Raw genomic sequence first — 15,788 nt, forward strand, 5'->3', positions numbered from 1 at the left:
CTCCACGGTGTTCCCGCTCTGAAACCGTACTGCAAAAAGTCCTTCCGAAAATTCTTCCGACGCATGGCGCTGACAGCTTAATACTGTCAAAAACAAAGCCCCTATCACTCCATAGCACCCGATCTTGGCCTTTAATTTTCTTTGTTCCATAGCTAATTGTAAATCAACTATTTGCATCAACAAACCTTTCAATTAAACGTTCGGTTATTCAGATAGTTCCGACAGTAAAAAATACAAGGGGATATTTCCCTTTTTGACATATATATATGACAGAAGTATTTCCCTGAGAAAAAGGTCATTTAGGGTAATTTTATTTGGTGGTTGCATTTTAATTGCATATATTTGTACCGTCATTTGCATTTAAACGAACGGTTAATTGAACGCTGACACTTTGTAATAACCTGATTCACTTAAGATTACTTCATCAAACACAGACAGCGGATGATACGGGGATATTTCAGGCTGGAGCCTGGAAAAAATAATGCGCAGGAGAAAATATCGGCTTTGATCGAGGCGGGTGCCACGAGCGGCAATATATTTTTCGAGTTCGGCGGCTATAAAGAGCTGAACCGGCTGCTCAATGCGCTTCGCAAAGGCGATATGCTGGTTGTCCCGCAAGTGACGGATATTTTCCCCAACAAGGCGAAGTTGTCTGAACTGATCGAAAAGCTGGAGAAGAAGGGGGCGGCACTCCGTTCGTTGAACGAGCCTTGGTTTGATTTCAATACCAGCGATCCGAAAAAATCGGCTGCGATTGCCCGAACGGCGAATAAACAGATACGGGAAAAGCAGGAAAACATCCGGCCGGCGGGAAGACCCAAAGGGCCGAGGCACGAAATCATACAGAAGCTGGGGGCTGCGCTGCGGATGTACAGCACGGCGAATCACTTGTCGGTGAGCGAGATTTGCAAAACGGTCAAACTGAATGAACGGACATTCTACCGGCATCTGGAGCGTCAGGGCGTTCAGGTCATTCGGCGGCCCAAAGGACGCAAGCCGAAGGGCAACAGCAAAAACTGACCGCTGTTCCATACCCGTTCCCAGGGTTGGAGGGAACTATCGCTTTTTAACTTCGTTTTCTCGCGTGCCTCGTCAAAAGATGTTTGCGGTTTTTGACGAGGTCTGCTTTTTACGCACGGCTTTCGCACGGGCCGGGGCCAGCGGGGCCGTGGTAGTTCCAGCCCGGCGCGTGCCCGGTGCCGGTCGGCACCGGGCCTCTCGTAGGGAAGCGTCCGACCAACACGGAAGCCGTTGTAAAAATCGTACTGTTTATTTGCACTGTGCTGTGAGTTTTTCTGGTTCTCTTTGTTCACAACCGAGCAGCGTTTCGAGAGCAGAGGCCGCTTGCGGGCTATGCCGAGGTAGCGCGAGGAAGACCGTAGGTCAAAGGAAGCAAAGAAGTCACCGAAAGTCGGTTGGGGATTCGCAAAGTTTATACTTTGCGCACCCTCAAACGCGGCACTTTCGGGTCTGCCGTGTCTACCCACTTTCGGGAGATGGTTCGGCCGTGATCTCCCGATGACGCCCCGGAGCCACCCCCGGCGGAGGGGCGCAACTCGCTAAACTCGTTTGCACCTCCGCTGGCTCCGGGGCGAGCGAAAGCCGTGTATACAAAACCTACGGTTATGCCCGCGCCGCAGACACGGCACATGGCAGAACGACAAATGTCACTCGTGACAGTAAGGCAGGTTTACCCGACAGAGTACAAGCAAAAAACTTTCGCCGGGATTACTTGCCGCAGCAGTGATCCGAAAAGCTGCGGCGATCCGAAGAACAGCCGCTGCAACCGTCGGAACGGCGACCCGAACCGTCGGTGCACCCGCAACCGCAGCCACCCCCCTTCCCTCGCAGACGCCGCACCATACCCCACACCGCAAAAGCGATACAGAGACCCACGACAATCAGTACGACCATATCCTGATCCATTCTCCTACCCTCCGAAAACACGCGATCCGATCTGGTAGACCGCGAAAGAAACCAACCACGCCAGACCCGTAGTATAGAAAACCGTGAACATCGCCCATTTCCACCCCGCCTCCTTTCGGATCGCCGCTATAGTCGCCACGCACGGGAAATAAAGCAAAATGAAAATCATCATCCCATAGGCCACCAGCGGTGTATAAACCAGCTGCCCCGCCCGCGGCCCCGACACATAACGCTGGGCCTGCAAACTGCGTATCAAAGCTCCGTCCACCGCCTCTCCGTCCACCGGGTCGGCCAACGCCGCCGAAGCCTCCTCCGCCCGCAGCGCCCCCCCGCCAGTAAAACGGAATCCGCCCCTTCCGCCGGATTGTTCAGCACCGCCATCGTACTCACCACGATCTCCTTAGCTGCCAGACCGCTCAAAAGACTCATCCCGATTTTCCAGTCGAATCCCAACGGCCGGATCGCCGGTTCGATGGCATGCCCTAGACGGCCGATATAGGAATTTTCGGCCTGCCACTCCGCCGCTGCCGCCGCCGACATATCCCTTTCCGCAGGCCGCGGATAGTGTCCCAGCGCCCAGATCAGCACCGACGCCAGCAGGATCACCGTCCCCATTTTCCGCAAATACTGCGATCCTTTGTTCCACATGTGCCGCACCACGCTGCGTCCCGTAGGGATGCGGTACGGAGGCAGCTCCATCACGAACGGAGCTTCCTCCTTGTAGAACAGAATGCGCTTGAGCGCCAGCGACGACAGGATGGCAACCAGTATCCCGATCAGGTAGATCGACATCAGCACCAACCCCTGCCCCCGTGGGAAAAAGGCCGAGATCAGCAGCACATAGACCGGCAGCCGCGCCGAACAGGACATAAACGGAACAATGAGCATCGTCAGTATGCGGTCTTTCCGGCTCTCCAGCGTCCGGGTGGCCATGATCGCCGGCACATTGCACCCGAATCCCATCAAGAGCGGAATGAACGACTTGCCGTGCAGTCCGATGCGGTGCATGAACCGGTCCATCAGGAACGCCGTCCGCGCCATATAGCCCGTGTCCTCCATCAGGGAGATGAAGAAAAACAGAATCAGAATGTTCGGCAGAAAGACAATCACCCCGCCGACCCCGCCGATCACCCCGTCCACCAGCAGGTCGCGCAGGGCGCCCTCCGGCATGATCCCCGACACCCATTCGCCGAGCCATTCCACACCGCTCTCCATCCACCTCGCCGGGATCTCGCCTAACGAGAAAGTAGCTTGAAACATCACCCACATCAGCAGCAGGAAGATCGGGAATCCCCACACTTTGTGCGTCATGATGTGGTCTATCCGGGTCGCCTTGCGGTTCTTGTCCGTCGTGCCGGGCGTGAAAGTCTCGCCCAAAGCTCCGGCGATGAAACCGTAACGGGCATTGGCGATCACCGTCTCCGCCTTGTCGTTGTAGAATCTCTCCAACCGGGCCGTCTCGCGTTCCACCGCTTCTTCGATTTCTCCGAAATTGACCGCTCCGCGCAGCAGCGACAGCGTGTCCCGATCCCCCTCCAATAGCTTGATCGCCAGATAGCGCGAGGAGTAATGCGCCACGATGTCGCAATTCTGCCAGATCAGATTCTGAAGCGAAAGGATACTGCGTTCTATATCCTCGCCGTAGTTGATATGGATGTGCCGCACCGTCGGTTCGTTGTCCTCGAAGACGGCGATCACGCGGTCGAACAGCCGGTCGATCCCCTCGCCCCGGGAAGCCACCGTCGGCACGATCGGAATCCCGATCATCCGCCCCAGCGCTTCGTAGTCGAACCGTGCGCCGCTGGCCGCCAGCTCGTCGTACATATTGAGCGCGATCACCACCTTGAGGTTCATGTCGATCAGCTGGGTGGTCAGGAACAGATTCCGTTCCAGATTGGAAGCGTCCACCACGTTGATGACCACGTCCGGCATTCGCTCCAGAATGTGCCGCCGCACGTACAGCTCTTCGGGGGTGTATTCCGTAATGGAGTAGGTGCCGGGCAGGTCGGCGAGTTGCAGCGTATAGCCGTCGTGGTGCGCGGTCGCCTCCTTGGCCTCGACTGTCACGCCGCTGTAATTTCCGACCCGTTCGTGCGAGCCGCTGGCTAAGTTGAAAAGCGAGGTCTTGCCGCAGTTGGGGTTGCCGACCAGCGCCACGTTGATCGTCCGCCCCGCTTCGTGCAGAAAACGGTTGGCCGTCTCGTCCTCCAGGATCACCGGCACCGAGGGCCTGCCTATCGCTTCGTCCGCGGTTGTCACTTCGATCAGGTCGGCCTCGCTGCGCCGCAAGGCGATGTGGTACCCCATGATTTCGTACTCGACTGGATCCATAAAAGGGGCATTCTTGATGACTGTCACCTGCTTACCTCGGATGAAGCCCATCTCGGTGATGCGCTTGCGGAACGATCCGTGGCCGAGTACTTTCGTAATCACGCCGCTCTCGGAGGTGGAAAGCTCCGACAGCCGGCGCGGATTCTGTGTCTCGTTTTCCATAGTAGTGTTTGCGGAGAGCAAAGATAATGAAAGCCGGGCATAATGGATTACCGAGGCGTATCTTATCTTAGACGGACGTAAAGATAACGATTTTCGCCCTTTAGCACGCAAAGGTTGCGATCTCTGCGACGTCGGGCTATCCCCCGCTAATTAGGGATAAACCAACTGCGATATCCCCATTTTCAGGGAGAGGATTTTGGTCATAAGGACGTAAATATTTTTTAACACATGACTATATAAATAAAATAAATGCATACTTTTGTCGTATTAAAATTACTTAATATGAGAAAAAAACTTTTTTTGCCTGTCGGCGCAGCAATCGCCCTGTCAGCAGGGGTCATCACGGTTGTGAATATGACCCAACGTGAACGGCTTTCCGATCTTATGTTGCTGAACATTGAGGCCATGGCCAACATCGAAACCTTTGCTCGCTCAGCTTCAGACTGTTTCCCAAGTGACGGATATGATTGTGCAATCATTACGCACACGGGTGATGGTGTTGGACATCTGGAAGTTTTCGAAAATTACGCCGCAAGAAACAACTAACAAGTAGTTTCTGAAATGAGAAGGGCGCTATTATTTTGCTATCCCAAAATAATAGCGCCCTGATTCTAAATATAATTCCGAGTTGACATGAAAAGTTACATTCTACCCCTTTTGTTAGCTGTGGCAGGTTTATACGGATGCTCCTCTGGAACGGACGAGCAACCCCTACCGGACTGGACAGGAAAAACCGATACGCTCAGCTCGACCGAATTGCATCCGCTCTCATCCGACTCAACTTTGCTCCACGTTTCGGAATTTGTCGCCTTGGACAATCGGTATGTATGCCTCAGCCAGCCAGGAATAGATGACCAATTATGGAATCTATATGAACTAAAAGGCGACAGCCTGATCCGGATGGGAAATTTCATCAGGAACGGGAAAGGCCCCAAGGAAGTACTAAGCCGAGCGTACCTCACCGTGCGGGATGACGGTTCGCTACTCATCGCACCGAACGGCTATAATACCCATTTTTTCATCTCGGACAAACACCCGGACAGTATTCTCAATCCACACAGTTGGAAAACTTTCAACTATCCACGTACGAATAGTTACCTGGGAATGGTCCGCCCTCTCGGCAAAAATGGATACATTCTGCCCTCCTCAACCGGAGGCCTGGATTATCTGTACGAACGGTTCACCGTGGGCGACTCGATTTTTACGGGGACCAACTCGCCCTTTCCTGAGCGTGAAAGCGAATGTTCCAACCTGTCGAAATCAATGGCCTATAAAGTGCAGCTATACCGCCGCCCCGGAGAAGACCGCTATGTCAGCGTAGCCTATTTCGGAGACTGGGTCACCATATTCAACGTTGAGGGCGACTCGATTACCCGAAAGAAAAGTATACTCAATACCCCTCCGACTTTTACGCTCAGGGAGGACGGGATCAATATCCGGTACGACGATGAGAATTCGATGGGGTTTCTGGCCGCTGTCACAGAAGATTATATTTATCTGTTCAAGCATTTGATCAAATATGGAGATTTCGGGCATATCCTCGAATACAAAGGATATCCAGCCACCTATTCCGATGAGATATGGGTGTATGACTGGGAAGGTAATCCGGTGCGGCGATTTATTTTGGACGTTCCTGTGGCCATGATCGGTACGGATCCTCAGGATCAATTTCTATATGCAGCATTGATCGATCCGGAAACCAGCGACCAGCGTATCCTGCGCTTCGCGTTGCCGAAGATGGAGTAATTCGCACTTCCCGTGGAGATACCCCCACCGGCCGCTGTGCCGAAATCTGTGTCCGGCGCCGGGAGCAATCGAACAAGTTTGGATCGCCGAGGCGTATCTTATCTTAGACGGAACGTAAAGATAAGAACCTTTTCCAATCGCCCGGGCAGGCGTAAAGTGCGGGATTCTTGCTTTGAGGTCGGCAAATTTAGCGGGTTCCCGGTCTCGGAGCTATCCCCTTTTGTGGGGATAAGCCGCCCTCGCTATCCCTATGAATAGGGAACCGGCTGAAAATCGAAAACTTCTGAACGGTTTTCTGTCTTTGCCGGAAACAACGGATCCGGCAATAAAAAAAGAGGTCAGGAATTCCTGACCTCTTCATATCGGGAACCGCAGCCCTTAGCGAGTCGCCATAGCTACATTGCCGTCCTGGTCGTACATGACCGTCACGCCGCCCGAGAGTTTTACCTGGTAGCCGTCGTTGGTCTTCATGATCATTTTGATCAGATTGCCCGGATAGTTGTTTTTCACATTGGAATTGATTTTCACCGGAATCAAGTTCGACGGAACCGAACCCACTTTCATGTCGATTTTCGACCAGTCTCCGCTGCCGCCTGCAAACGAGACCGTATTGCCGCTGGTGAAGTAGACTGTATATTTGTCCCAGGACGATTCGCGATCCATGTGGATGTTTTTCACCGCTTCTTTCGAGAAGTCGCTCTTAAGCAGTTCCTGAGAGTTCTGCGGCAGCTTGTCCAACGAAACGTTCTGCGGAGCAGCGGTGGCGAAGAGGGTTCCGGCTGCGAAAGCCAGAGCTAAAAATACTTTTTTCATAATTTAAAAAATATTAAGTTGATAATAAGTTGGCGGTAACGTCTATCGCAAAGGGTGTACCAAACTTTTCCCGGGGCCGAAAAATAATCTCTTTTTTTGAAAAACGCCCCGGGAGATTCGGCGGCGGCGGTTCCGGCCGGGAAACGGAACCGACTCCAGCGACGGGATTGCACTGCGGCCGTTCGAGGCGGTCGTCTGCCGGCTCGGATAAGCAGCCCGGGGTTAGAAACGAAGGGGGAAGGCGTATCGCACGCCTCCCCCTTCGTTTTTTCGCTTTTTCGCGGCGAATCCATTCCGCTTTTCGCGGCAAATCTATTCCGCAGCCCCGTCCGGTTTCTTGACCCAGACGGCCATTTTGCCGCCTTGCACGCGGAACAGCGCTTTCCCGTCCTCGCCGATGGTCACCGGCTCGTCGATGCTGCCCGTGATTTCGTGCCATATCTCTCCCTGGCGCTCTTCGCCGACGAACATCTCTTTCTCGCCGTCCTCGCCGTTGGAGAGCAGCAGCGCCAGCCCCGAGCCGGGATGCTCGTCGTCGCCCCGGCGAACCAGGCCCACGGTGTTCGGGTGGTCGAAATAGTAATCCTGCTGTCCGTAGGCATACCTGCGCCGGGCGTCGAGCAGGATGTCGAGGATCAGCCGGTGGGGCGACTCTTTGCCCCCGACGCCGTAATAGTCGCCGTAGAAAACGCAGGGGTATCCCTTTTCCATCAACAGGATCAGTCCGTAAGCCAGCGGCTTGAACCAGTCCTTGACCTGGGATTCCAGCGAGCTGCCGTGCTGCGAGTCGTGGTTGTCCACGAAGGTCACGGCGTTCATCGGATAGCGGGACACCAGCGTGTCGTCCGGCATGTTCGTCAAGTCGAAGTCGCGGCCTTCCTGGGAGGCCTGATGGAGCTTGAAGTGCAGCGGCACGTCGAAAAGATTCAATTCTTTACCCACCCCGTTGAGGTAGTTCTCCAGCGCATCGAAGTCGTTGTTCCAGTATTCGCCCACGGCGAAGAACCGCCCTTTGCGGCTGGCCCGCACCGTTTCGAGAAACTGTTTGATGAACAGGCCTTTCATGTGTTTGATCGCGTCGAGCCTCACTCCGTCCAGATCCAGCTCCTCGGCCACCCACATGCCCCAGTGGAGCAGGTCTTGAATCACCTCCGGGTGGTCCAGATCGAGGTCGTTGCCCAACAGGTAGTCGTAATTGCCGTTCTCGCCGTCCACCCCCTCGCTCCATGACTTCCCTTCGCCCACGATCCGGTAGATGTGGTCGACCTGATCCGGATTCTGCGGCAGGCTGATCCCCGAAAAGTGGTACCAGTGGTATTTGAAGTCGGAATATTTGTCGTTACGGCCTTTGAAGTCGTAACCGGTGTAAGCCTCGACCTCGAATGTGTCGCCTGTGGTCTTTGTCCGGTCGCCGGAATCGACCTCCACGACCGGGAATCTCTCTTTGTAGTCGGCACCGCATTTGTGGTTCATCACCGCGTCCAGATAGACCTGGATACCGTTCTTGTGCAGCTCCCCGATGGCTTCCTGCAGCTCCTGCTTGGTGCCGTACTTGGTGCGGACGGTGCCTTTCTGATTGAATTCTCCGAGGTCGTACAGGTCGTAAGTCGCATAACCCTCGTCCGCCTGCTCGTCGGCTTTGTATGCCGGCGGAATCCATACGGCCGTCACCCCGATGTCGCGCAGGTGACGGGCATCTTCTTTCAGTTTCTTCCATAATTTTCCGTCATTGGGCAGATTCCATTCGAAATACTGCATCATCACTCCGTTTTCCATAATTTCTTACATTAGATTCATTATCATACATACCTTTCGCGTTCCCCTAAATGCAATTATTGAACCAAAACCGCCCCCAGGCGGAGAGGGGGCAGTATTCTGTACCTTCATCTGGGGGTGACCGGTCTTTATTTTTTCCGTTCCAAGGGCCGCGGCCGGGCGGCGGTTCTTGTCCCGAAGGGCAAGAACCGTTTCGTTGTTAAAAAGAGTATCCGGGGTGGAAGTACGAATAATTAGCGTACCTTTGCCCCGTTTTTGAAACTGTTCGGATTTTCGATGGCTGGAAAAGTTTGGATGGTTTCACCGTTTGCCATCCGGCCTCGTCCGTGTTTATGGGGAAAGGCCAGGCGCGCGATGCGCACGGGCGGGCAAGTGCGGCACTGCACGAAAATTAACAGATTCAGGAAACAAGAATGATCTTAGAAGAATTCAAGGCGCTCGGTCTTTCCGACCGTACGCTCGAAGCATTGGCGGCCAAAGGTTTCGAGACCCCGTCGCCCATCCAGCGGCTCACCATTCCGGTGATGCTCCGAAACCACAACGACATTATCGCTCAGGCACAGACCGGAACCGGCAAAACCGCCGCATTCGGCCTGCCGATCGTGGAACTGCTCGTGCCGGAAAAGAAAAGCGTGCAGGCACTGGTTCTGACCCCGACCCGCGAACTGGCCATCCAGGTCAACGACGAGATCCAGTCGTTCCGCAAAGGGGATTTGCGAGTGACCCCGATTTACGGAGGGGCCGCCATGAACGAGCAGCTGCGGCGGCTGCGCAGCGGCGTGGATGTCGTGGTGGGAACTCCGGGACGCATCCTCGACCACCTGCGGCGCGAGACCCTCGACCTCTCGGGCCTAAAATGGCTGGTGCTGGACGAGGCCGACGAGATGCTCGACATGGGCTTTATCGACGACGTGGACGAAATCCTGAGCTATGCGCCGGACGAGCGGCGCATATTCCTCTTCTCGGCCACCATGCCGGAGCGGATCGCCGGGTTGTCGAAAAAATACATGCGCGATGTCGAGATTTTGAAAGTCGAGAACAAGCAGGTGACTGCCGACTTGACCGACCAGATCTATTTCGAGGTGCGCGAGAGCGATAAGTTCGACGCGCTGACCCGCATCATCGACGTCGAAAACGATTTCTACGGCATTGTTTTCTGCCGCACCAAAGTGGCGGTGGATCAGCTGGCGAGCAACCTGCTGGAACGGGGCTATGCGGCCGAGGGGCTGCACGGCGACGTGTCGCAGGCGCAGCGCGAGAAGATACTCCGCAAATTCAAGAAAAAACAGGTCAATATCCTGGTGGCCACCGACGTGGCGGCGCGCGGGATCGACGTGTCGAACCTGACGCATGTCATCAACTACTCGCTGCCGCAGGATCCGGAATCATACGTGCACCGCATCGGGCGCACCGGGCGGGCGGGGCACGAAGGAACGGCGATCACGTTCATCTCGCCGGCCGAAAACCGGCAGTTCCTGTTCATGCAGAGGCAGGTGAAGGCTTCGATTCGCAAGGAGACGCTGCCCACGGCGCACGACATCGTGGAGATGAAGAAACTCAAAATCAAGGACGACTTGGCGGAGATCGTCGAAGAGGAATCCTATACGCATTACGACGGGATCGCGCGGGAGCTGCTCTCCGAGCTCGATCCCGAGGTCGCTTTGGCGGCGCTGATGCGGCTGGCGTTCAAGAATGAACTGGACGAAAGTAATTATCCGGAAATCCGGCGAATTGATGTGGATCGGCGCGGAACGTCGCGGCTCTTCATCGGCTTGGGCAAGAGCGACGGCTATCGTCCGAAAATGATCGTCGAGCTGTTGAACCGCGAATGCGGCATTCCGCAGCAAAAGATCGACGATGTGAAGTGCATGGATGACTTTTCGTTTGCCACGATTCCGTTCCAGGATGCGGAAGCGGCGATGAAGAAGCTCAACTCGATGCGCGAGCTGGCCAACGACGACCGGCCGCTGGTGAAGATCGCCAAAGAGGCGAGCAAGCGCAGCGACCGGAGCCCGAATGCCGTTCCCGACCGACCGCGGGAATACCGCCGCGGGGGTGGCGACAAAGGGGGGCGCGGGGGCTATAACAAGCGGGGCGGCGGCCGCGGTATTTATGCCAAACCGCGCGATCATAGCCGCAGAAAACATTGAACCGGCCTTTCGTGTCACCCGTCATGTTCAAAATGACAGCCTCCGGGCTGTCATTTTGGCATAAAAAGACCCCGGCCGGCGTTTGGCACAGAATATGATGCGTCCTGCAACCGCAATTCGATTTTACGAACATTCAAAACATAAAAACTTTACGAATTATGAAAATCAAACCGTTAGCAGATCGTGTTGTGATCGAGCCGAAACCGGCTGAAGAGAAAACCGCTTCGGGACTTTTCATTCCTGACACGGCCAAGGAAAAACCGCTGGCTGGTACTGTCGTGGCAGTGGGGCCGGGTACGGACGAGGTCAAGATGGAGGTCAAGAATGGCGACCAGGTGCTGTATGGCAAGTATGCCGGAACGGAAATCACGGTCGATGGCAAGGATTACCTCATCATGAAACAAAACGATATTCTCGCAATCATCTGATCGCTTTGTCTCTTTACCATAACTAACTTTTGATTGAATTTCATCGTTCGTTTTTTTCTCAGCCTGACCGGAGTGAACTGTTCTCTTTGTGAACAAAGAGAACCAGAAAAACTTTCTGAGATGCTTACGCATCTCTTGAACCTGCCGGGTACCCGGTTCTTGAATGTTTTGTTTTGTGTCGGGCTTTCTCAATGGGCGCGCTAATGATTGCATTACCTTATGCGCGCCGCATTGGAAAGTCCCGACACAAAAACAGAGTTCAAAGAAAGAGGACTGCGGAGCGTAAGGAGTAGCGCAGCTATCTGAAAGTCTTTTGGGTACCTTTTCTTCAGAAAAGGTACGGTTGCCTCCAACTAAAGCGGAGAATAAACGAACGATAAAAAAACAAAAAAATATCATGGCAAAACAGATTATATTCGACACCGACGCAAGAGAACAGCTCAAAGGCGGAGTAGACGCATTGGCCAACGCAGTGAAAGTAACCTTAGGGCCGAAAGGGCGCAACGTGCTGATCGACAAGAAATTCGGCGCACCTCAAGTGACCAAGGACGGCGTGACCGTAGCCAAAGAAGTGGAACTCGAAGACAACGTGGCCAATATGGGGGCACAGTTAGTCAAGGAAGTCGCCTCGAAGACCAACGACGACGCAGGGGACGGGACGACCACCGCGACCGTATTGGCACAAGCCATCATTACCACCGGGATCAAGAACGTGACCGCCGGCGCCAATCCGATGGACCTCAAGCGCGGGATCGACAAAGCAGTCGCAGCCGTAGTGGCCGACCTGCAAAAGCAGAGCCAGAAAGTGGGCGACGACATCAGCAAGATCGAACAGGTAGGGACTATTTCGGCCAACAACGACTCCACGATCGGGAAACTGATCGCCGAAGCGATGGGGAAAGTCAAGAAAGAAGGAGTCATTACCGTCGAAGAAGCCAAAGGGACGGAAACGCACGTGGATGTAGTGGAAGGGATGCAGTTCGACCGCGGGTATATTTCGCCCTACTTCATCACCGACCCTGAAAAGATGGAAGCCGATCTGGAAAAGCCGTATATCCTGATCACCGACAAGAAAATCTCGACCATGAAAGAGCTGCTGCCGGTGCTGGAACCGGTGGCACAGAGCGGCCGGGCCTTGCTCGTGGTGGCCGAGGATGTCGATGGCGAAGCGCTTTCTTCTTTGGTTCTCAATAAATTGCGGGGGACGTTGAAGATTGCGGCAGTGAAAGCTCCGGGCTTCGGCGATCGGCGCAAGGAAATGCTGCAGGACATCGCCATCCTGACCGGCGGGACGGTGATCAGCGAAGAAACCGGGTTGAAATTGGATGCCGCCACGATCGACATGCTCGGGTCGGCAGAAAAGGTAACCCTGACCAAAGAAAACACCACGATTGTCAATGGCGCCGGCAAGAAAGATGCGATCAAAAACCGGGTGGCGCAGATTCGGAAACAGATCGAAGCCTCGACCTCGGACTACGACAAGGAAAAGCTGCAGGAACGGTTGGCAAAACTGGCAGGCGGGGTAGCGGTGCTCTATGTGGGGGCGGCTACCGAAGTGGAAATGAAAGAAAAGAAAGACCGGGTGGACGATGCACTGGCTGCGACCCGTGCAGCGGTGGCCGAAGGGATCATCCCGGGCGGCGGCGTGGCCTATATCCGGGCTACGAAAGCACTCGAAAAGCTCAAAGGAGACAACGAGGATGAAACGACGGGTATCCATATCGTGAAACGGGCCATCGAAGAACCGTTGCGCCAGATCGTGGCCAATGCGGGCGGCGAAGGCTCCGTGGTGGTCAACAAGGTGAAAGAGGGGACAGGCGCGTTCGGATACAATGCACGCACGGATGTGTACGAAGATATGTTCAAGGCCGGGATCATCGACCCGACGAAAGTGGCACGGGTGGCACTCGAAAACGCCGCTTCGGTGGCTTCGATGTTCCTGACCACGGAATGCGTGCTGGCCGACATCAAGGAGGAAAATCCGGCTCCGGCGGTGCCGGGCGGGATGGGAGGAATGGGCGGCATGATGTAGACCGTCCGGTATTCCCGGCCCGGGATTTTATCCTGTCCTGAAAAATCGGGTCGTCTTCGGAATTTTCCGAAGACGACCCGATTTTTCTTATAGGGGAATAATTACTCGACGCGTTACGTTATCGTTCTGTACATCGGACGGGAATGCCGCCGGTAGTTGCAGATGCAGGCCGGCGATACCGAAACTTAACCGGATTCAAAGCTCTGCGTTTCCGGCCTCGCGCCTGGGTACGAAGGCCGGCGGCGGATCAACCAATCGCGCGGGAGCAAGTCCTTGTCGTTTAACCACCACCCGGTTTGAGAGAACAGTTCTCTCTATATACTTCGCTTGTTTTTCTTTCCGGCTTCCTCGCCACTCACTCCATTCAGGGTCGAGACGGCCCAGTTGTAAAATCAACGGTTTTTACAAGCGGGTTTCGTTCGGGTTCAGCCTTTAATTTAATTTGTCGCTGAACCGGCTCGGTGCGATCGGCCGCATATTGTAATTAGAAGCCATGATACTCCCGTAAGCCCCCGTCGAACGGATCGACAGCACATCCCCCCGCCGCGACTCCGGAAACTCGATGTCCCGGGCAAAGACATCCGACGACTCGCAGATCGGCCCCGCAATCGAATACAAACCCATCGCCCGCTCTTCAGTCCCCGCAGTAAGATTCTCGATCCGATGGTGCGCCCCATACAGCGCCGGCCGGATCAACTCCGTCATCCCCGCATCCGTAATAGCGAAATTCGCCCCGCCCGCCGTGGTTTTCGTGTACAGCACCCGCGTGATCAGCTCCCCGCACTGCGCCACGATCGAACGTCCCAGCTCGAAATGCACCGTCTGCCCCGGCGCAACCCGCAGATGCTCGTGGAACGTCCGGAAATAGCCCGCAAAATCCGGCACCGGCTCCGCATCCGGATCCTCGTAATCGATTCCCAATCCTCCCCCCATATTCAAGTGTTCCAGTTCGACCCCTCTCGAAGCGAACCACGCCGCAATCTCATTGACCCGCCCCGCCAACTCCGCGAACGACGAGAGGTTCCGTATCTGCGACCCGATATGGAAATGCAGCCCCACGATCCGGATATGGTTCAAGCTGTGCAATTTGCCCAGAGCCTGATCGATTTCAGTGTATGAAATTCCGAACTTGCTCTCCGCCTGTCCCGTCGAGATATACTTGTGCGTCTCCGGCCGCACGTTCGGATTGATCCGCAAGGCAATATTCACCCTCCGCCCCAATCGGGCCGCCAACGCGTCGATCACCTCCAACTCCTGCAGCGACTCGCAGTTGAAAGCGAAAATCCCCGCCCGGATCGCCCCCTCGATCTCGCGGTCGCTTTTGCCCACGCCCGCGAAGACGATCTTCTCCGGCGGGAATCCGTTCTCCACGGCGCACTGTACTTCGTATCCGCTCACACAATCCGCCCCTAACCCGGCGCACTGTATCTCACGCAGAATCCGCGGTTCGACATTGGCTTTCATCGCATAATGGATGTGGTAGCCGTATTTCGCCGCCTCGGTCGTCGCAGCGTCCAGTGTCCGCCGCAGCAGGTCGAAGTCGTAGTAATAAAAAGGAGTAGAGGGCACCAGGGTGCCGGGTGTTACGGTGTATTTCGGCATAAGTCAATTCATTGATCAATCTGGCTCTCTCCGCAGCCTGCGAAAAGAACGGAGAGCGGGTCTTCGCAGAGGGAGGCCGCTGACGCGGAAAACGACAATAAAAAATTTATTTCCCGCACCCGCAGTCGAACAGGTGGTCGTTCAGCGCCTGCAACGCCTGCTTTTTATGCTCCGTGGAAACCAAGATCGCCATGCTCCGGTGGTTGGCTCCGTAAGAAATCATTTTGATCGGCACCTGCCGGATGCCGTCGAAAATACGCGCCGCCAGCCCCGCATGCCGCTCGTCGATGCAGCCCACGATGCAGACGATCGTATTCTCCCGGTCGATCTCGACGGTGCAGAACGGTTTGAGTTCGCGGATGATCTCCTCCAGATGGCCGGTGCAGTCGATGGTCAGCGAGACCTCGACCTCCGACGTGGTAATCATGTCCACCGGCGTGCGGTACTTCTCGAACACCTCGAACACCTTGCGCAGGAACCCGTAGGCCATCAGCATCCGCGCCGACGCGATCCGCACCACCGTAATCCCGTCTTTGGCCGCAATCGCATGAAAATCCATCGCATTATCTTCGGCATCCGAGATCAGCGTTCCTTCGGCCTGCGGCTCCATGCTGTTCTTGAGCCGCACGTTGATCCCCGCCTCCTTGCAAGGCTGGATCGTCGCCGGGTGGAGAATCTTCGCCCCGAAATAGGCCAGCTCGGCCGCCTCGTCGAAACTCATCCGGCGGATCGGGAAGGTCTTGTCCACCACCCGCGGATCGTTGTTGTGCATCCCGTCGATGTCCGTCCAGATCTGCACCTCGTCCGAACCGATGGCCACCC

Annotated in this window: 12 protein-coding genes and 1 pseudogene; 6 read left to right on the forward strand and 7 right to left on the reverse strand. The window is 55.3% G+C overall.

Going from position 1 to position 15,788, the window contains the following annotated elements; translation table 11 throughout:
• Positions 1-192: hypothetical protein (locus Q0Z93_RS06530; RefSeq protein WP_298063978.1), on the reverse strand; the 192-nt coding region annotated here is incomplete at its 3' end.
• 249 nt (positions 193-441) lie between these two features.
• Between Q0Z93_RS06530 and Q0Z93_RS06535 the strand changes: the two genes are divergently transcribed.
• On the forward strand, positions 442-1,020 hold the full coding sequence (locus tag Q0Z93_RS06535; RefSeq protein ID WP_298063980.1) for a recombinase family protein: 579 nt from the start codon (positions 442-444) through the stop codon (positions 1,018-1,020).
• 910 nt (positions 1,021-1,930) lie between these two features.
• Here Q0Z93_RS06535 and Q0Z93_RS06540 read toward each other — a convergent pair.
• A complete protein-coding gene (locus tag Q0Z93_RS06540) occupies positions 1,931-2,182 on the reverse strand; it encodes a nucleoside recognition domain-containing protein (protein WP_298063984.1) in 252 nt (83 codons plus the stop codon).
• A complete protein-coding gene (gene feoB / locus Q0Z93_RS06545) occupies positions 2,179-4,419 on the reverse strand; it encodes a ferrous iron transport protein B (RefSeq protein WP_298063988.1) in 2,241 nt (746 codons plus the stop codon). Before feoB ends, Q0Z93_RS06540 begins: the two co-directional genes overlap by 4 nt.
• 282 nt (positions 4,420-4,701) lie before the next feature.
• On the opposite strand from feoB, the gene Q0Z93_RS06550 reads away from it, so the two are divergent.
• Positions 4,702-4,965, forward strand: a complete 264-nt coding sequence (locus Q0Z93_RS06550; RefSeq protein WP_298063990.1) for an NVEALA domain-containing protein — start codon at positions 4,702-4,704, stop codon at positions 4,963-4,965.
• 120 nt (positions 4,966-5,085) lie between these two features.
• The gene (locus tag Q0Z93_RS06555; RefSeq protein WP_298063993.1) at positions 5,086-6,165 is read left to right on the forward strand and encodes a BF3164 family lipoprotein; all 1,080 of its coding nucleotides are present in this window, start codon (positions 5,086-5,088) and stop codon (positions 6,163-6,165) included.
• 378 nt (positions 6,166-6,543) lie between these two features.
• Here Q0Z93_RS06555 and Q0Z93_RS06560 read toward each other — a convergent pair whose 3' ends face one another.
• Together Q0Z93_RS06560 and Q0Z93_RS06565 are read right to left on the reverse strand one after the other, a co-directional pair.
• The gene (locus Q0Z93_RS06560; RefSeq protein ID WP_298063997.1) at positions 6,544-6,978 is read right to left on the reverse strand and encodes a PepSY-like domain-containing protein; all 435 of its coding nucleotides are present in this window, start codon (positions 6,976-6,978) and stop codon (positions 6,544-6,546) included.
• 312 nt (positions 6,979-7,290) lie between these two features.
• Complete coding sequence (locus Q0Z93_RS06565; protein ID WP_298064001.1) at positions 7,291-8,754, reverse strand: alpha-amylase; 1,464 nt, start codon at positions 8,752-8,754, stop codon at positions 7,291-7,293.
• A gap of 413 nt (positions 8,755-9,167) precedes the next feature.
• Here Q0Z93_RS06565 and Q0Z93_RS06570 point away from each other — a divergent pair, with 413 nt between their 5' ends.
• The 3 genes from Q0Z93_RS06570 to groL all read left to right on the forward strand — a co-directional run bounded on the left by Q0Z93_RS06570 (position 9,168) and on the right by groL (position 13,364).
• Positions 9,168-10,904, forward strand: a complete 1,737-nt coding sequence (locus Q0Z93_RS06570; protein ID WP_298064003.1) for a DEAD/DEAH box helicase — start codon at positions 9,168-9,170, stop codon at positions 10,902-10,904.
• A 158-nt stretch (positions 10,905-11,062) separates the two neighbouring features.
• A complete protein-coding gene (locus Q0Z93_RS06575) occupies positions 11,063-11,332 on the forward strand; it encodes a co-chaperone GroES (RefSeq protein WP_298064006.1) in 270 nt (89 codons plus the stop codon).
• A gap of 397 nt (positions 11,333-11,729) precedes the next feature.
• Positions 11,730-13,364: a chaperonin GroEL gene (gene groL / locus Q0Z93_RS06580; RefSeq protein WP_298064009.1), complete on the forward strand. Its 1,635-nt coding sequence runs from the start codon at positions 11,730-11,732 to the stop codon at positions 13,362-13,364.
• A 432-nt stretch (positions 13,365-13,796) separates the two neighbouring features.
• Here the strand turns inward: groL and lysA are convergent, their stop codons facing one another.
• Positions 13,797-14,966: a diaminopimelate decarboxylase gene (gene lysA / locus Q0Z93_RS06585; protein WP_298064013.1), complete on the reverse strand. Its 1,170-nt coding sequence runs from the start codon at positions 14,964-14,966 to the stop codon at positions 13,797-13,799.
• Between the two features lie 106 nt (positions 14,967-15,072).
• Positions 15,073-15,788: pseudogene (locus Q0Z93_RS06590) on the reverse strand (hypothetical protein); the annotation flags it as partial.

The sequence above is a fragment of the uncultured Rikenella sp. genome (assembly GCF_947628055.1).
Lineage (GTDB): Bacteria > Bacteroidota > Bacteroidia > Bacteroidales > Rikenellaceae > Rikenella.